The following is an 18,014-nucleotide window of genomic DNA, read 5'->3' as shown; positions in this document are numbered from 1 at the left end:
CCCGAACAGAGCCGTTAAGCCCCGCACTGCCGATGGTACTGGAGTCGTTTCCGGGAGAGTAGGTAACTGCCACCTCTTGTCATTTGTAGTTGGAAGCCGTCCCCACAAGGACGGCTTTCCTGCTTTACAGGTCTTCCCAAAACTTGCTGATCGCTTCAAGTGCATCAGCAACTGTATCGGATACAATTAATAACGCGCGATTTTCTATCTTAAGAAAACCGTCTTCAACCATGCGATCCAGTTGTTGAAGAAGAAAATCGTAGTAGCCATTACTATTGATTAAAGCAACGGGACCGTCGTAGATCTTCAATTGACGCCAGGCTAAAATCTCGAATAGTTCATCCAGGGTGCCATAGCCACCAGGGAGTGCAATTACACCTTTAGCTAGCTGAACCATTTTATACTTGCGCTCATGCATGGTTTCAACAAAATGCAGCTCCGTCAGCGTTTGATGAGCCACTTCAAGTTCAGCTAAAAAGTTTGGAATTACGCCCGTAACCTGGCCTCCGTGATTTAACACTGAATCTGCTACGGTACCCATCAGTCCAAAACCACCTCCCCCGTAAATCAATCTAATATTTCGAATGGCAAGCTCCTTACCCAATTCGGCGGCCAATTCTTTGTAGAATGGATTTGTCCCAGTACTAGAGCCGCAATAAACAACTATACTTTGCACTGTTTTTAATTTAAAGTGTTGACTGACATTAATCAATTAGAAACTGGGTGTAGTAAATGCTCTCCAACTAGTTCAAAATTTAAATTGCCAAACGTACCTGAACTCATCAATAAAAAGACCTCGGCGGTTGTCGTTTGAGCGATCAAAAACTCAAGCAATTGAGTTGAATCCGTAAAGACATGAAGATCTGGGCGCTCAAACGCTGATTTCACATCGTCTACGCTGATGGAGGGTAGCTGCTTTATAGCCAGGGTATGGGAATCAAAATAGATAACAGCGACGTCAGCATCATCCAGACATCCTTTATATTGGTTGAGAAATGCTTTATTTAAACTGCTATACGTATGCAGTTCGACGGCTGCTACTAATTTTCGATCCGGAAACTGCTGTCTGACGGCTTTTGTCGATGCTTCAACCTTGGAAGGGGCGTGGGCAAAATCACGGAAAAGAATGCGCCCCTCTTTTTCTACAACTTTTTCGAGCCGACGGGCAGCACCTTTAAACGTACCGATTGCTTCATAAAAAAGCTCGTCGGTTATTCCCAGTCGATCGCAGATAGCCATGGCTCCGGCAATATTTTTCATATTGTGATCACCAAAAACAAAAACAGGGACCTTCTCGCCCTTATTTGTCAGCAGATACGTCCTGCCATCAACTATTTCGCTTGGATGCGCTTCGTACGGTACTTTGACAATGTCGGGTCTCTCTTTTTGCCCAATAACGTCCAGCATATCATCCGATTCATCAAAGACGAGAATGCCAGCTTTAGGCATGGCTTCGGCAAGGAATTCAAATTGATCTACATACTCCTCCCAGGTAGGATAGATGTTAACATGGTCCCAGGCAATCCCGCTGATTAGAGCGATGTGCGGCTTGTAATGAAGAAATTTAGGACTAGCATCAATTGGTGAAGAAGCGTACTCGTCACCCTCAATAACAATGACTGGCGCATCGGGCGTAAGGCGGGCCATTGTTTCAAATCCTTCAAGCTGTGCGCCTACCAGATAATCGAATACCCGATTGTGATGCTTAAGTACGTGCAGTATAATCGACGTAATAGTAGTCTTGCCATGGCTTCCAGCTATTACGATACGTTGTTTATGCTGACTTTGCTGGTAGATATATTCCGGATACGAAAAGATAGGAAGCTTAAGTTCAAGAGCCTTCTTCAGTTCAGGGTTGTCCCGCCGGGCGTGCATACCAACGATGACTGCATCCAGGTCAGCATGAATGTTTTCGGGAAACCAGCCTATCTGTGCTGGTAATAAACCGCTCTGTTCCAAGCGAGTGCGCGAAGGCTCATAGATTTCGTCGTCGGATCCGGTAACTAAATAGCCTTGTTGATGAAGAGCAAGAGCTAAGTTATGCATGGCGCTTCCGCCGATTGAGATAAAATGAATGGCTTTGGATTTCATTAACGCAGTGGCCAGTAAAAAAACAAAATTAGCGGTTCTTTTGAGTTTGTCGAAGTTTGGTATCCTATGGCCAGTCAATAAAGGGAGATCTGATCGAGTATGTTAAATGTGAGTAAAATTTTGCATAAAAAAGAATCAAACCCCGCGCTATTGCGTTTTGTATTCTGCGAGCCAGACAAACTTGGGAAACCCCACTTTTTGCGCCATTTTCGCGTGTTTTCCTCAAGACCACAACCGCTACGGCGGACCGCCTAATTTTATGCGCCGAACGAAGGGATGAAGACTTATTATGACCTTATTGATCAAACATTTGAATTTCCGACCCGGGAGTTCAATGTAGAGAACAACCAATTGTTGTTCAACAACGTCCCTTTGATGGACATTGTCAAGCAGTACGGTACACCGCTAAAACTGACGTATTTGCCGAAGATAACTGAGCATATTGAACATGCTAAGTTGCTGTTCAAGAATGCCATGAAGCGGTATAACTACAAGGGAAGTTACACGTATTGTTACTGTACGAAGTCATCCCACTTTCGGTTTGTGCTTGAAGAGGCACTGAAGAATAACATTCACCTGGAAACATCCTCTGCGTACGATATCCCCATAATCCGGGAGTTGCATAAGCTGGGGAAAGTTTCGAAAAGTACGTATATCATCTGCAACGGGTATAAACGACCCTTGTACACGCAGTACATCAGTGAGCTGATCAATGAGGGGTATAATGTGGTGCCGGTTCTCGATCATCTTAAAGAAATAGAAGCGTACGAGGGGAACGTCACGGCTGATACGGTGAATCTGGGTATTCGGATTGCAACCGACGAAGAGCCGAACTTTGCGTTTTATACGTCCCGCCTGGGTATCCGGTATAGTGATGTCAATGAACTGTACCGTACAAAAATCCAGAACAGCGATCGGTTTAAGCTGAAAATGCTGCACTTCTTCATTAATACGGGCATTAAAGACAGTGCCTATTACTGGAGCGAGTTAAGCCGGTTTATGTACAAGTACTGCGAACTGCGTAAAATGTGCCCGGATCTTGATTCGATCGATATTGGAGGGGGACTGCCAATTCAGACGTCGTTCCAGTTTAACTATGACTACCAGGCCATGATCGACCAGATCGTGGAAAGTATTCAGTGGATCTGTAACAAGAACAACGTACCGGTTCCGCACATATTCACAGAATTCGGCAGCTACACAGTTGGCGAGAGTGGGGCGGTAATCTACAGGGTAATCGATCAGAAGCTGCAAAACGACAAAGAATTGTGGTATATGATTGATGGCTCGTTCATTACGCAGCTTCCGGATGCGTGGGGGCTGGGGCAGAAGTATATTATGCTGTCGGTGAATAACTGGGATAATCCGTACCAGAAAGTAAACCTGGGTGGTTTGACCTGCGATTCGCATGACTTCTACAATACCGAAGCACACAGCGCCGATTTGTATCTGCCCATCTTTGATCAGGAAGCTGAGGAGCAATACGTCGGGCTATTCCATACGGGTGCCTATCAGGAATCGCTGGGCGGTTATGGAGGTATTCAACACTGCCTGATTCCAGCTCCGCAGCATGTGATCGTGGATAAGGATGAGGAGGGTAATCTGCGCACGCGTTTGTTTGCTCCGGAACAAAACAGCGAGATTATGCTGAAGATTCTTGGCTATGGTGGGGCTGAACCAGGACCGACAGAACTTGATGCGGCTACCGAAGCAGCCGAGGAGCGTGAAGAAGAGTTGATAAAAGAAGAAAATTAATAACGAAAAGCCTGGCTTTGTATCAGTAAACGGTGGTATGTTCGTTTATGATAAAGGCCAGGCCTATATTTATTTATATGAAAAAGCTATTCATTATCGGATCGTTGGTTGCTACGTTGTTCATGGGTGCCTGCAATCGGAAGGCAACTTGTCCGGCGTACGGTAGTGTCCAGAAACCTGCTCCAGCGCAGGTTCGCGCCTAGGACTGACTTCACAAAACCAGACTTCTTAAGCTGACAATGGTTAGTTTTCGACTAACTGCTGTTGGCTTTTGTTGTTAGGCTGAAAATTCAGCAGAAATTGCGTAGCCTCAAGAAGGTTGGAAGCATAGCCGTCGCTGGTCGTCGCTAATGGTCTGGTGTGTGTAATCTGAACCGTCCGGACGCCAACCCGTTTGCCGGCCTGAATATCCCGCAGCGCATCGCCAACCATCCAGGAATCGAAGGGATTGATGTTGTATTTGGCAATCGCTTTTTCCAGGAGTAACGACTCAGGCTTTCTGGTTAGTGAACGGGAATCAAAGTCAGGATGGTGAGGGCTAAAGTAAATATCATCCAGAACATTGTTACACTTTTCCTGAAGGTACTGGTAGCATTTCATTACGTCATCACGTGTGTATAGCCCCTTGGCTATGCCAGCCTGATTGGTGACGACAATCAGCAAGTACCCCGCATCTTTTAACATACGCAGGCCTTCGGGTACACCTTTGGGTATAACAAAGTCTTCGACTCGGTACACGTAATCGACCCGGTCTTCATTCAGCACACCATCGCGGTCAAGAAAAACGCATTTATTCATGTTTCAGGAAAGTGCAAGTATGAAGAGTAAAAATAAAATTTTTCTATTAATATTTTGAAATTTTATCAGAAATCGTTTCCATTTAATTATCTAAAGACAACAAAAGCCGGTTACTCACCGGCTTTTGTTGTCTTTAGTAGGAAAATAGCTACCGAGCCGAATCCTGAAGCTGTTGTTCCAGAACCTTAATTTTTGCTTCGGCGTCGGCTAGTTTCTGCCGTTCGCGATCAACAACATCCGGTTTGGCATTGGCCACAAACTTATCATTGGACAACTTTTTTAATACGGAATCCCGGAAGCCAATTGTGTATTCAAGTTCTTTCTGGGCATTGGCCAGCTCCTGTTCCAAATCGATCTCGCCAACGAGGTTAACAAAGAACTCATCGCCTTTGATGACAAAACTGATGCCCTCCACTTTCTCCTGAATGTACTCGACGGATGCTAAGGTTGCCAGTTTATGCAGCAAAGGTTCCAGCGTTCTGAACCGGTCGGGCGATCCACTCTTGATGGCCAATGGCAACTCGACCTTTGGCCCAATCTGTTTGCTGTTTCGGATGTTCCGCACGTTTGTGACCACGTCGAACAACAACTCAAAATCGGCCAGGATAGCGGTGTCTATGGGACCCGTGCTTGGGAAAGAGACCACACAGATGCTTTCGCCGGGCTGTCGGTCGCGGATTTCTTGCCAGATTTCCTCTGTAATGAACGGCATGAATGGATGCGCCAGACACATGAGCCGCTCAAAAAAGTTAATCGTGGCCTTATAGGTTGGTTCATCAATTGGCTGCTCAAAGCCCGGCTTGATCATCTCCAGGTACTGCGAGCAGAAATCATCCCAGATCAGTTTGTAAATGCTTTGCAGGGCGTCTGAAATGCGGTACTTATTGAAGTGGTCGTTTACCTCGGTCAGCGTTTGATTCAGTTTTGACTCGAACCAGGCAACGGCTAAGTCGTTTCCGGAATTGTCAGAAGCCGCATTGCTAACGTGCCAGCCTTTTACCAGCCGGAATGCGTTCCAGACTTTATTGTTGAAGTTTCGTCCCTGTTCGCAAAGCTTCTCGTCGAACAACAGGTCGTTACCGGCCGCTGAACTGAACAACATACCTGTCCGAACGCCATCTGCTCCGTATTTCTCGATCAGATCAAGCGGATCGGGTGAATTGCCAAGCTGCTTCGACATTTTACGCCCCTGTTTGTCGCGTACCATTCCGGTAAAATATACGTCCTGGAATGGTTTCTGATCCCTGAACGCATACCCAGCTATGATCATCCGGGCAACCCAGAAGAAGATAATATCGAAGCCCGTAACGAGCGTGTTGGTCGGGTAATAATACTGGATTTCCGCATTGTCGGGGTGACGGATGCCGTCAAACACGGACATAGGCCACAACCACGACGAGAACCATGTATCCAGTACGTCTTCATCCTGCGTCAGATCGGCTTCTGTCAGGGCAAACAATTGGTATTCACGCTGGGCTTTACGAAGCGCTTCCCGCTTGTTTTTAGCAACAATGATGGTACCGTCTTTCAGGTAGAAAGCCGGAATCTGGTGTCCCCACCAGAGCTGTCGGCTAATGTTCCAGTCATGTGGGTTTTCCATCCACGACCGGTACATGTTCTTAAACTTGGCGGGGTGCAGTTGAACGGTGTCGTTCATTACGTTCTCAAACGCAGGCTTCGCCAGGTGTTCCATTTTCAGGAACCACTGCAACGATAATTTAGGCTCGATTACGGCGTTGGTCCGCTCCGAAAAACCTACGTTCGACTTATAATCTTCTGTTTTGACCAGATACTCTTTCTCTTCCAGTTCTTTAACAATCGCTTTCCGGGCGGCAAAGCGATCCATACCGACGTAGATCTGCGCCTTTTCGTTCAGCGTACCGTCTTCGTTGATAATGTCAATAACCGGAAGGCTATGCTTCAGACCGAGGGCGTAGTCGTTTGGATCATGAGCGGGGGTTACTTTCAGGCAACCCGTACCAAAGTCCATCGTTACGTAGTCGTCTGTGATGATGGGAATCTCACGATTGATAAGCGGGATAATCGCTTTCCTACCGTGCAGGTGTTTATAGCGTTCATCGTTGGGATTTACCGCAATGGCCGTATCAGCCATAATAGTTTCCGGCCGAACGGTGGCGATGGTGATATAGCTTGGGGCCTGGGGCGAAGGGCTTAGGAAATTATCCCCCTCGGATCTCTTGGTCTCGGCAATTTCGTATCGGATGTAGCACAGCTTCTGCTGAACTTCCTTTGTGACAACCTCTTCGTCTGATACGGCGGTGCGTCCCTGCGGGTCCCAGTTTACCATGCGGATGCCCCGGTAGATCTGGCCTTTCTCGTATAAGTCGACGAAAACGTCAATTACCGAGTCGTACAGGGCCGGCTCCATCGTGAAGCGCGTACGGTCCCAATCGCAGGAAGCGCCTAACTTGCGGAGCTGTTGCAGAATAATGCCGCCGTACTTGTGGGTCCATTCCCAGGCGTGTTCCAAAAACTTCTCCCGGCCGATCTCACGCTTGTCCAGACCCTGTTCTTTCAACATGGCCACAACCTTCGCTTCCGTCGCAATGGACGCGTGGTCGGTGCCGGGTACCCAGCAGGCGTTTTTGCCTTCCATTCGGGCCTTCCGGATTAGTACATCCTGAATGGTGTTGTTGAGCATGTGACCCATGTGCAATACGCCCGTTACGTTCGGTGGGGGAATCACGATTGTGTAGGGTTCTCGTTCGTCGGGCGTTGATTTGAAGAGTTGGTTATCAAGCCAGTATTGATACCATTTATCTTCAATATCTTTTGGGTTGTACGTCTTGGAAATCATGGGCTTTGTTCTCCTGGCGCCCTCTGCGTGAATCTCGGCGCCCTCTGGCGTTTAAACGACTTACAAAACCAGAGGACTCTGAGATTTGCGCAGCGAACACAGAGTTTTAGTATATTCTGCAAAATTAGTTAATTAGAAGTCGGTGCGAAAACGAATGGCTGTTTTGCACAGTTTTACTGGTATAGCGATACTTCATCAGATACAGTCATGGACTTTGGAAAAACTACCAATCTGGATACGGTCAACTTTGGCCTTCCGCCTGGCCCGGCTTTCAACGCCCGGGTGTGGTCGGGTCTGGACAATTCTTCGCATCCTGAAGTATACATTGGCGGGCCAATCTGGGCCAATAAAGACTACGTTGGAAAAATTTATCCATCCAACGCCAAAGAGAAGGACTTTCTGCACTACTATACCCGTCAGTTCAACACGATTGAACTGAACCTGACGCATTACCAGATCCCAACGCCTGCCATGCTTGACAAATGGAAGCAGGAGGCAACGCCGGGGTTCAGATACTGCCCGAAGTTTCCGCAGGTGATAAGCCACGAGCGGATGCTGGTCGGTACTGAGTCGTTGACGGAGGAGTTCATCAATGCGGTGTTGTCGCTTGAAGAGTTTCTGGGGATGCCGTTCCTGCAACTGCCGCCGTCGTTTGGGCCGGAGAAGTGGCCGGTGCTGGAGACTTACCTGAAACGATTGCCCGACGACCTCGACGTAGCTGTTGAGTTTCGCCATCCGGATTGGTTCCGGAAGGCTGATGTCTGGCAACGGACACTCGAAGGGCTGCACGTATTACACCGGCACGTAGTCAATACCGACGTAGCGGGTCGGCGGGATGTGTTGCACATGGGCCTGAGCAGTCCTACGCTGACGCTCCGGTTTATCGCGAACGAAGGCCATCCAACCGATTATTCACGGGCTGATGCCTGGGTGCAGCGGCTGAAAGCCTGGTTTGAAAAAGGTTTGCAAACGGCTTATCTGTTTATCCACGGTGGTGCGGAAAATGATACGGCCCCGGAGTTGATTCTGTACTGGATTCGCGAGCTGAACAAGCATTGTGGTCTGAGCCTTAAGGAGCCCGTGTTGCAGCCAAAGGTGGTGCAGGGAAGTTTGTTTTGATTTGTAGCTTTACGATCAACCCTTTACCTTTGCCCCATGAATTCCACAAACAACATGCACCGGCATCATCATTCGGTCGTCTTCTGACGGCAGATCCGATGGCCTGTTTTTGTGGATATAGACGAGCAATACGTTACTCACGATACACCAAGCCCGGTTCTGCTGAAGTGCCGGGCTTTTTATTTACCGATACGTCGGATCGTCATGAAAACAGTCATTATTAAATACAATGCGGGCAACGTTCAGTCGGTGATGTACGCGCTGGATCGACTCGGAGCGAGCTACCTGCTCACCGACGACGAAGCCGAAATCCGCTCGGCTGATAAAGTAATCTTCCCGGGTGTGGGCGAGGCCAGTACAGCCATGGCGTACCTGCGGGAGAAAGGCCTTGACAAACTTATTCCAACGCTGAAGCAGCCGGTGTTGGGTACATGCGTGGGAATGCAGCTCATGTGCCGCCATTCGGAGGAGAACGACACAAACTGCATGGGCATTTTTGATATTGACGTCCGGCGGTTTCCCAGCCAGCCTGGTTTTAAAGTGCCGCACACGGGATGGAACAGTATCCACAGCTTAAGTGGCCCACTAACCGAAGGCCTGCCCGAACAGGCGTACGTCTACTTTGTCCACAGCTACGGCGCTGATGTCTGCGCTGAAACAACGGCCGTTTGTGAATACGTCCGGCCGTTCAGTGCCATGTTGCAGAAAGATAATTTCTACGCGGCTCAGTTTCATGCCGAGATCAGCGGGAACGTGGGGCAGCGAATTTTAGAGAACTTTTTGAAATTATGATTTAAACGCAGAGGACACAGAGATTACGCAGAGAAGTCAAAATTCTCTGTGGCCTCTGGAAATTCTCTGCTATCTCCGCGTTTAAGAGAATGCATATCATCCCAGCCATCGACCTTATTGAAGGCAAGGCCGTTCGCCTGACACAGGGCGATTACAGCCAGAAGAAAGAATACAACGCCCGGCCGCTCGAAGTGGCTCAGCAATTTGAAGACGCCGGCCTGACCCGCCTGCATCTTGTGGATCTCGACGGTGCGAAGGAAAAGCGCGTCATTAACTGGAAAGTTCTGGAGTTAATTGCTTCCAAAACTCACCTGCACATTGATTTCGGCGGAGGTGTTCAGTCCGATGACGATCTGCGTGTCGTGTTTGAATGCGGGGCCAGGCAGGTAACTGGCGGCAGCATTGCCGTGAAGCAGCCGGATGTGTTTGAGCGGTGGTTATCGCGGCACGGCTCTGAAGCAATTATCCTGGGTGCTGACGCTAAAAATGAGAAGATTGCCGTCAGCGGTTGGGAGGAATCGACATCGATGTGGATCTACGATTTTGTGGAAAACTATGTGGATAAAGGTGTTAAGTATGTGATTAGCACAGACGTAGCAAAAGATGGCTTGTTGCAGGGGCCGTCGTTTGAACTGTACCGAAATTTACAGGATCGTTACCCGAGCCTTAATATTATCGCCAGCGGAGGGGTAAGCAATATGAGCGATATCGAAACCCTGGCCGATATGAAATTGTACGGTGTCATCGTCGGTAAGGCGATTTACGAAGGTCGGGTGGCGTTAAAGGATTTAACCAGGTTCACAAATCCATGATGGAAGAGTACACCATCAGCACCGACAAAGCTCGGCTTGACGTATCGCTCATCCACCAGTTTTTAAGTCAGGAGTCGTACTGGGCACCAAACATACCTCGCGCGATCGTCGAGCGCTCAATCGAGGGGTCTTTGTGCTTTGGCGTATTTCTCGACGATCAGCAGGTTGGCTTCGCCCGGGTAATTACGGACGAGGCTACGTTCGCCTATCTGGCCGATGTATTTATTGTACCCAACCACCGTGGCAAAGGATTATCCAAACGGCTAATGAAAACAATTCTGACCTGGCCCACGCTACAAGGACTACGCCGATGGCTGCTCGCTACCCGCGACGCGCACACGCTTTATGAACAGTTTGGGTTTAAGAGCCTCGAAACGCCGGAGATTTTTATGCATATGAAGTTAATCGAAACGTATTAACATGCTAACGAAACGAATCATACCCTGCCTTGATATTAAAGACGGGCGGACGGTGAAAGGCACCAACTTTATCAATCTCCGCGACGCCGGTGACCCTGTTGAACTCGGGGCCATATACGCCCGGCAGGGTGCCGATGAACTGGTATTCCTTGATATTACGGCCACCGTCGACGAACGCAAAACCCTCATCGATCTGGTTCGTAACGTAGCGCATGCGGTCAATATACCGTTTACGGTTGGAGGAGGTATCTCGTCAAAAGCCGACGTATCCGCGCTGTTGAATGCCGGGGCCGATAAAGTTTCCATCAATTCGTCGGCCGTGCGCAACCCCGACCTGATCAACGAACTGGCCCTGGAATTTGGGAGTCAGTGTGTTGTGGTGGCGATAGATACCCGCTACGTCGATGGCGAACACATTGTTCACACCCACGGGGGCCGTAAACCTACCGAACTTCGTACGCTGGCCTGGGCCAAAGAGGTAGAAAACCGGGGAGCCGGTGAAATCCTGCTGACTTCTATGGATACCGACGGTACCAAGGCCGGTTTTGCGCTGGAATTAACCGCTCAGGTTTCCGGAGCGGCCAACATTCCGGTTATTGCGTCGGGAGGGGCCGGATCGATGGATCACTTTGTAGACGTATTTACGACCGGAAAAGCTGATGCCGGCTTAGCCGCCAGTATTTTCCACTTTAAGGAAATTGATATTCCGGCGCTGAAGGGATACTTGCAGACGAAAGGTATTGAGATGCGGATGACATTATAATACACGAAGGGCCTGCTAAACGTAGCAGGCCCTTCGTGTATCAGAACTTAAAGCCTAAATCTACTGCAACGGTACGGCTTTTCGAGATCAACTGACCGCCCCGCGCAACATCTAACAAGCCCCGTTGATAACTAACCCCAATGTTGAAGGCGTTCACAGAATTGATTTTATACTGCACGCCGGTACCTAATAGTAACTCGACGTCTCCGTAGCTGTATTGCCGGCGGTCGCCACCGCTCTCGGCCTGATACAATCCGTTACGTTCCTCGTATAGGGCTTTTTCTGCCAGTTTGAAGCTGAGGAGTCCGCCAGTCTGCACATACAGACGGATGTTAGGCGCAATGTTGTTGGCAAACATCTTTACGGTAGCGGGCACCTGCAAATACTGCAGGTTGTATATAGATTCTTTACCTGGAGCGCCGGGAGTCCAACGGATAAGTCCATACGATCCTGGCATCTGAAAGCCCGAGCGTTTGATGGTATACCACAAACCCGAGCTGAAAGCGTAGCGGTCTTTGAAGAAAAAATAGTCCAGTGTCGGTCCAACGCTCAACCGAACTCCCATGCCATTGTCTTTAAAACCGGCATAGGTGCCGTTTCCTTCGGCAGTGTTTGTATTGAGTGATGGCGCAAACCGAATGCCCATTTCGATCAGATGGCTCGGGCGCTCGTAGTCGGGATAAGTCTCGTCGCTCGACTGCTCGGCGGTACGCCGGCGTTTTCTGCGCTTGATTTCGTCGCTGTACGCCCGGCTGTTCGCATCGTCATCATTTTTTCTCCGTTCGTTGTAGTCATTGCCCAGAATGGCCTTAAAACGCCGGTCCGCTTCTTTCGATGTACGAAACTTAGGTTTATACGTTTTAGGTTGGGACGCAATGCTTTGGGCCCAGCCTGTTGAACCGGTTAATAGGGCCAGAATCAGGAGAAACCCTGCAACTTTTTTCATAATTTTGTACGTTTTCAATAAAGAAAACTGGTCGATTTCATGCAAATCCGAACGGTCCTCACTTGGACTATCTTTCTGCTGTTTGGTTTAATCTCCTTGGTTTCGTGTACAAAACGCGAAGAAGTTGCTATTCAACGACTCGATCAGCAGCTTTTTTCGGGCAAGTCAAGCGATGATATCCGAAACGTTCTAAACCAGAATCCGAGTGTAGCCCAATTGTATTTTAACGCGAACGGAGCAGGTAATGATACGGCTCTGGTGAACGAATTATACACCCGAGTTAACGACCCGGAGCTAAACGTATTGTACCAGCAGGTACAAACTGAGTTTGGCGACATGGCTGACCTGAAAGGGCAGCTTTCTGAAGCCTTTGCCAACATCAAAAACGATTTTCCGGACTTTCGGCCGCCCAGGGTCGTTACGGTTATGTCGGGGTTTCTCGGCACGGATCTGCTGGTATCGGATAGCCTCGTTGTAATAGCACTCGACTATTTCGCTGGACCTAATGCTAAATATCGGCCACAGGGACCAAATTTCCCACAGTATATCCTGCGTCGTTATCAAAAAGACTACATCGTACCGGCCATTGTGTTCGCACTGTCCGACAAATACAATGCCACAAATCCCGCCGATCAGACCTTGCTGGCCGATATGGTCTACTACGGAAAAGGCTACGTCTTCACCAAAACCATGCTGCCCGAAGTGGATAACAGCTTCATAATCGGCTACACGGAACAACAACTGGTCGAGACGTACAATGCGCAGGATTTAGTATGGGCACATTTTATTGATAATCAGTTACTGTACCAGACGAATCCTGCCGTAAAACAGCGATATTTGAATGAGCGTCCGTTTACGGCCGAGATCGGTCCGAAAGCACCGGGGGCCATTGCCCGCTGGGTTGGCTGGCGAATCGTAAGCCGCTACTTCGATGAAAGTTCGAACGTATCAATTCAGGAACTAATGGCAAACGCCGATGCCCGGCAGATTTTTCAGCAGTCGGGTTACAAAGGGCAAATAGAGGAAGAATAAAATAAACTTGCCGGAACAGCGACCTTATAACCAGCAATACGTACGTAAACGCGGTATCGCTGTTCAGACTTAACCAATACTATGGCAAAGCGAGGAAGGAATCTTGGCGACGACGCTACTCCTGAAGATAAAAAGAAGATTACCGGCGAAAGCCTGCGGAAGGCGTTGAGCATTTTCCGGTTTGTGAAACCATACCGGCTTCAATACGGACTGGGATTTATTTTTCTGATCCTGTCGACGGGCACTACGCTCAGTTTCGGGTTATTGATTGGCCAGATCACCAGCGTAATTCAGGGAAACTCTGATTTCTCGCTCAATCAGGTTACGTTGTTTTTTGTGGGTGTTCTCATCCTGCAGGCAGTCTTTTCGTTTTTCCGCATTTACTTTTTCTCTCAGGTAAGCGAGCGGGCCATGGCCGATGTGCGCCGGGCAACCTACAGCAAAATTATTACGCTGCCCATCCCGTTTTTTGAACAGCGACGTGTGGGCGAACTGACCAGCCGTATTTCGGCCGACGTATCGCAGCTTCAGGACGTATTGACGTTGACGCTGGCGGAATTGTTCCGGCAGGTGGCAACCCTAACCATCGGTACCGGTATTATCTTCTACGTGTCGTGGAAGCTGACTCTGTTTATGCTGGGTACTTTCCCCGTCATCATTGTGGCGGCCATGGTTTTCGGCCGGTTCATTCGTAAACTGTCGAAGCTGGCACAAGATCAGCTGGCGGCTGCTAACGTTATAGTCGAAGAAACGCTTCAGTCGGTTAATGTCGTCAAGGCTTTTACAAATGAGCGGTTAGAAATAAATCGCTACGGCGGGGCCCTGCAAAAGGTGGTCAACACGGCTTTGCGGGCGGCTAAATTCCGGGGGGTGTTCGTTTCGTTCGTTATTTTTGCCTTGTTTGGTGGGATCATTGGTGTCGTCTGGTACGGGGGTACGCTCGTGCTCGGTGGCGAAATGCCCTTTGCTGATCTGCTGACGTTTATTGTGTATACAACCTTCATCGGCGGCTCGGTAGCGGGTATGGGCGATCTGTACGCGCAGCTGCAACGTACGGTCGGTGCTTCAGAGCGGATTCTGGAAATACTGGATGAGCCGTCGGAGGTTGAAGTGACTCAGGAAGAAGCTCCCCTGTTCGTGCCCGTTCGTGGAGACGTATCGTTCCGAAATGTTCAGTTTTCTTACCCGTCGCGACCAGACGTTCCGGTGCTGAAAGGAATTTCGCTTGATGTCGCTGCCGGACGTAAGATTGCGCTGGTTGGTCAAAGCGGAGCGGGTAAATCCACGATTGTTCAGTTGCTGATGCGGTATTACGCCGTCGGCAACGGACAGATTTTGGTAGATAATCGGGATCTGGCTACGTTTAATATCACTGAGCTGCGCAAGAACATCGCCGTGGTGCCGCAGGAGGTTATGCTGTTTGGCGGGACCATCCTCGAAAACATTTCGTATGGTAAACCCAACGCCAGCGAAGCCGAAATACGTGAAGCCGCCCGAAAGGCCAACGCATTGGATTTCATCGAGTCGTTTCCTGAGGGCTTTCAAACGGTTGTCGGCGAGCGGGGCGTTAAGCTTTCGGGTGGTCAGCGGCAACGGATCGCCATTGCACGGGCTATTCTGAAAGACCCGGCTATCCTGATCCTCGACGAAGCAACCAGTTCCCTTGACGCCGAATCAGAACGGTTGGTGCAGGAAGCACTGGATGAACTTATGCAGAACCGGACAACGATCATCATTGCGCACCGGCTGGCCACGATCCGCAAGGTTGATATGATCTACGTTATCCGCGAAGGGCAGATTGCCGAATCGGGTGCGCACGACGAACTGGCAAATCTGGAAGACGGTATTTATGCCAATCTGGTTAAATTGCAATTTGAAACGATAGAATAGCGCTTTACGGTTCAGGTTGAAATGCCGGAGTGAAAGAATCGTAAACAAAGAACTGTAAACCACAAACCACATGTCTTCAGTCGCGCAAACCCTAAAAAATTCCGGTCTTCGGCATACAGGCAGCCGGGAGGAGGTACTGGACTTGTTTCTGAACGCCGACCATGCACTGGCCCATAGTGATATTGAACACGGCCTTGGCCCAGACCACGACAGGGTGACGATTTACCGGACGTTGCGAACGTTTCTGGATAAGGGCATTATTCACAAGGTGCTTGACGATGAGGGTGGTACAAAATATGCACTCTGTCGTGAAACCTGCGCCCAAGGGCATCACCAGCACGAGCACGTGCACTTTAAATGTGAGAATTGTGGGCAAACGACCTGTCTGGATGAGGTTCATATCCCGGCGGTAGCGCTCCCTCAGGGATATAACCGTAAGGAAATGAATCTGCTGATTCAGGGCGTTTGCTCTGATTGCAATAAGTAATTTTTTACGAGTAGCCGGGCCTCGTTCGGCTTTAGCTTGTATGTTTATACCATACTCTTACAAGCTAAAGCCGAACGAGGCCCGGCCATATACTACCAATGCCTATCGAAATATTCCAGCAGCGACAGCAAGAATTTACTCAAGCGGAACAAGCCGCCCAGCGTCAATATAACCATCTGGCGTTCTGGCGGCTTGTTTGGTTTATCAGCAGCATCGCGGTTGTCTGGTTACTGATTGGGCAGGATCAGCAGGCAGGAGCAATAACGGTGGGGGTAATAGGCATAGCCGGGTTTATGTTCATGCTGAAGCGACACCAAACCATCCGGCGCGAACGCGATTTGAATCATCATCTGGCGTTCATCAACGCAGATGAAGCCGCCCGATTGAAGCGGCACTATCTGCGGCCCGAAACAGGGGAGGAGTTTTCCGATCCAACACATTACTACTCGGGCGACCTTGATGTATTTGGCAAACACTCACTGTTTCGGCTCCTGAATCGTACACATACCTACGAAGGGAAGCAACGATTGGCCTCATGGTTGAAGGCCCCTGCTTTACCGGAAACCATCCGGCTTCGTCAGCAGGCGGTTGATGCCCTCAAACTCCAACTCGACTGGCGACAGCGGTTTGAAGCACTGGCTTACCTCGACGAAACCGTTGGAAACTCACCTGAGTCATTACGTCAATGGGCCACTGCCGAACCTGCACCGTTGCCGGCGTACCTGAATAGTGTTCGGTTTCTGCTGCCGATAAGTACTGCAGGACTTATTATCGCGTGGATGGTGGGGTATCTGCCAGGACTAGTGGTGCTGCTTGCATTGGTAGTGCACGGGCTGGTATTGAGCCAGACCAGTAAGCTGGCGCAGACTGTAAGTGAGCAGACGTTTGATATTACTAAAGCTCTGAATACGTTCCGAAGTTTGTTTAAGCACGCTGAAGAGCAGCAAAGCGAATCCCCTCGAATCCAGGCTATCAAACTGGCGTTATTGTCCAACGGCCATTCTGCTTCCCAGGCCATCGGGCGGCTCTCCTCATTGACCGATGGGCTCAACTACCGCCGAAACCCATATTTTTATCTGTTCTTTGCTGTTTTAACCCTCTGGGATATTCATTATCTGTTTCGGCTCGAACGGTGGCGGCAACAACACGGACCTGATCTGGCGCGCTGGTTCGAAGCTCTGGGCGAACTCGAAACGCTTAACAGTTTGGCTGGATTAGCTTTTGCACACCCAGGTTACGCTACGCCGGACATCACTGAGGGCGAATTAATGCTCGAAGCTACAGCTGCCGCCCACCCACTATTGGCCCCTGAGAAAAGTGTTGCCAACTCATTGACACTAACTGGTTCCGGGCAAACCGTTCTGATTACTGGCTCAAATATGTCCGGTAAGAGTACATTTTTACGTACGCTGGGGGCTAATGTCGTCTTGGCGTTAACGGGAGCAGTGGTTAGTGCGCAGAAGTTTGTGTGCTCGCCCGTACACGTTTTTACCAGTATGCGGACGCAGGACTCCCTTGAAGAAAGTACCTCATCATTCTACGCCGAGTTAAAGCGTTTGCAAACGCTCATAAAGTTGGCTCAACCCCAGACCGGAACCACCGAAGTAGACGAACATGGGTCAGCCAGCCCATCAGACCGTACACCGATGCCGGTGCTTTACTTCCTCGACGAAATCCTGAAAGGTACAAACTCGGCTGATCGGCATCGGGGTGCAGAAGCCCTGATTCGGCAGTTACACCGTACCAGCGCTTCAGGGTTTGTTTCGACCCATGACCTGGAACTAGGACAGCTCTCTGACGCATCAGCCTTTGTTCGCAATTTTCATTTCCAATCCGATCTTCACAACGGCGAGCTGCAATTTGATTATAAGCTCCGGACTGGAATCTGTGAAAGTTTTAACGCCAGTCAGTTAATGCGGGCAATTGGTATTCAGATCGATATGGCAAAGTCGTAAAATTAAGGATGGGCTGCAGCGAGATAGCAATCATTTGTAAGTAGCTGAATTGTTATTCTTTATCTAAAATCAATCCTAAAACTGCTTTATTCTCCTTGTTTAACAAGCGGAATATTGTATATTTGCTAACGCAGAAATAGTATGCGTGCATACTATTTCTGCGTTAGCAACCGTAAACTATGTGGCTCAGAAAGGGTTATGACTTCACTATCAACCATAAAAAAAGCCTCTCCAACTGGAAAGGCTTTAGTGAAGTGGTGATGGACGGAATCGAACCGCCGACACAAGGATTTTCAGTCCTTTGCTCTACCAACTGAGCTACATCACCGTCAGTTTG

At 49.2% G+C, this 18,014-nt stretch carries 15 protein-coding genes and 1 tRNA gene; 10 read left to right on the top strand and 6 right to left on the bottom strand.

Features of this window, described 5'->3' with window-relative positions:
- Positions 1–124: 124 nt before the first annotated feature.
- Both DYU11_RS05850 and DYU11_RS05845 read right to left on the bottom strand, forming a co-directional pair.
- Positions 125–676 carry an LOG family protein gene (locus DYU11_RS05850; protein ID WP_119666732.1) on the bottom strand — a complete coding sequence of 184 codons (552 nt, stop codon included), beginning with the start codon at positions 674–676 and terminating at the stop codon, positions 125–127.
- Between the two features lie 32 nt (positions 677–708).
- Positions 709–2,091 carry a UDP-N-acetylmuramate--L-alanine ligase gene (locus DYU11_RS05845; RefSeq protein WP_119666731.1) on the bottom strand — a complete coding sequence of 461 codons (1,383 nt, stop codon included), beginning with the start codon at positions 2,089–2,091 and terminating at the stop codon, positions 709–711.
- A 276-nt stretch (positions 2,092–2,367) separates the two neighbouring features.
- On the opposite strand from DYU11_RS05845, the gene DYU11_RS05840 reads away from it, so the two are divergent.
- Positions 2,368–3,846: a type III PLP-dependent enzyme domain-containing protein gene (locus tag DYU11_RS05840; RefSeq protein WP_119666649.1), complete on the top strand. Its 1,479-nt coding sequence runs from the start codon at positions 2,368–2,370 to the stop codon at positions 3,844–3,846.
- A gap of 243 nt (positions 3,847–4,089) precedes the next feature.
- Here the strand turns inward: DYU11_RS05840 and DYU11_RS05835 are convergent, their stop codons facing one another.
- Together DYU11_RS05835 and DYU11_RS05830 are read right to left on the bottom strand one after the other, a co-directional pair.
- A complete protein-coding gene (locus tag DYU11_RS05835; protein ID WP_119666648.1) occupies positions 4,090–4,644 on the bottom strand; it encodes a D-glycero-alpha-D-manno-heptose-1,7-bisphosphate 7-phosphatase in 555 nt (184 codons plus the stop codon).
- A gap of 148 nt (positions 4,645–4,792) precedes the next feature.
- Entirely contained in the window at positions 4,793–7,462 is a 2,670-nt protein-coding gene (locus DYU11_RS05830) for a valine--tRNA ligase (RefSeq protein WP_119666647.1), read from the bottom strand.
- 207 nt (positions 7,463–7,669) lie between these two features.
- On the opposite strand from DYU11_RS05830, the gene DYU11_RS05825 reads away from it, so the two are divergent.
- The 5 genes from DYU11_RS05825 to hisF all read left to right on the top strand — a co-directional run bounded on the left by DYU11_RS05825 (position 7,670) and on the right by hisF (position 11,367).
- Positions 7,670–8,581, top strand: a complete 912-nt coding sequence (locus DYU11_RS05825; protein ID WP_119666646.1) for a DUF72 domain-containing protein — start codon at positions 7,670–7,672, stop codon at positions 8,579–8,581.
- A 204-nt stretch (positions 8,582–8,785) separates the two neighbouring features.
- Positions 8,786–9,373 (top strand): imidazole glycerol phosphate synthase subunit HisH, encoded by a 588-nt coding sequence (hisH, locus tag DYU11_RS05820; RefSeq protein WP_119666645.1) that lies wholly within the window; start codon positions 8,786–8,788, stop codon positions 9,371–9,373.
- Positions 9,374–9,462: 89 nt separating this feature from the next.
- Positions 9,463–10,185: a 1-(5-phosphoribosyl)-5-[(5-phosphoribosylamino)methylideneamino]imidazole-4-carboxamide isomerase gene (hisA, locus tag DYU11_RS05815; RefSeq protein ID WP_119666644.1), complete on the top strand. Its 723-nt coding sequence runs from the start codon at positions 9,463–9,465 to the stop codon at positions 10,183–10,185.
- Positions 10,182–10,604, top strand: a complete 423-nt coding sequence (locus DYU11_RS05810; RefSeq protein WP_119666643.1) for a GNAT family N-acetyltransferase — start codon at positions 10,182–10,184, stop codon at positions 10,602–10,604. Before hisA ends, DYU11_RS05810 begins: the two co-directional genes overlap by 4 nt.
- A 1-nt stretch (position 10,605) precedes the next feature.
- Entirely contained in the window at positions 10,606–11,367 is a 762-nt protein-coding gene (hisF, locus tag DYU11_RS05805) for an imidazole glycerol phosphate synthase subunit HisF (protein ID WP_119666642.1), read from the top strand.
- A 40-nt stretch (positions 11,368–11,407) separates the two neighbouring features.
- Here hisF and DYU11_RS05800 read toward each other — a convergent pair whose 3' ends face one another.
- A complete protein-coding gene (locus tag DYU11_RS05800) occupies positions 11,408–12,313 on the bottom strand; it encodes an outer membrane beta-barrel protein (protein ID WP_119666730.1) in 906 nt (301 codons plus the stop codon).
- 39 nt (positions 12,314–12,352) lie between these two features.
- On the opposite strand from DYU11_RS05800, the gene gldB reads away from it, so the two are divergent.
- The 4 genes from gldB (at position 12,353) to DYU11_RS05780 (ending at position 17,677) form a co-directional block, all read left to right on the top strand.
- Positions 12,353–13,345 (top strand): gliding motility lipoprotein GldB, encoded by a 993-nt coding sequence (gldB, locus tag DYU11_RS05795; protein ID WP_199736673.1) that lies wholly within the window; start codon positions 12,353–12,355, stop codon positions 13,343–13,345.
- 81 nt (positions 13,346–13,426) lie between these two features.
- Entirely contained in the window at positions 13,427–15,235 is a 1,809-nt protein-coding gene (locus DYU11_RS05790; protein ID WP_119666641.1) for an ABC transporter ATP-binding protein, read from the top strand.
- A gap of 70 nt (positions 15,236–15,305) precedes the next feature.
- Positions 15,306–15,722, top strand: a complete 417-nt coding sequence (locus DYU11_RS05785; RefSeq protein ID WP_119666640.1) for a Fur family transcriptional regulator — start codon at positions 15,306–15,308, stop codon at positions 15,720–15,722.
- 98 nt (positions 15,723–15,820) lie between these two features.
- A complete protein-coding gene (locus DYU11_RS05780; protein ID WP_119666639.1) occupies positions 15,821–17,677 on the top strand; it encodes a MutS-related protein in 1,857 nt (618 codons plus the stop codon).
- Positions 17,678–17,932: 255 nt separating this feature from the next.
- Here the strand turns inward: DYU11_RS05780 and DYU11_RS05775 are convergent.
- Positions 17,933–18,005: transfer RNA gene (locus DYU11_RS05775), tRNA-Phe, on the bottom strand.
- Positions 18,006–18,014: the final 9 nt, after the last annotated feature.

The sequence above is a fragment of the Fibrisoma montanum genome (assembly GCF_003583365.1).
Taxonomy (GTDB): Bacteria; Bacteroidota; Bacteroidia; order Cytophagales; family Spirosomataceae; genus Fibrisoma; species Fibrisoma montanum.
Note: the sequence above shows the minus strand (reverse complement) of the source record. Positions and strands in the feature narration are given on the sequence as shown.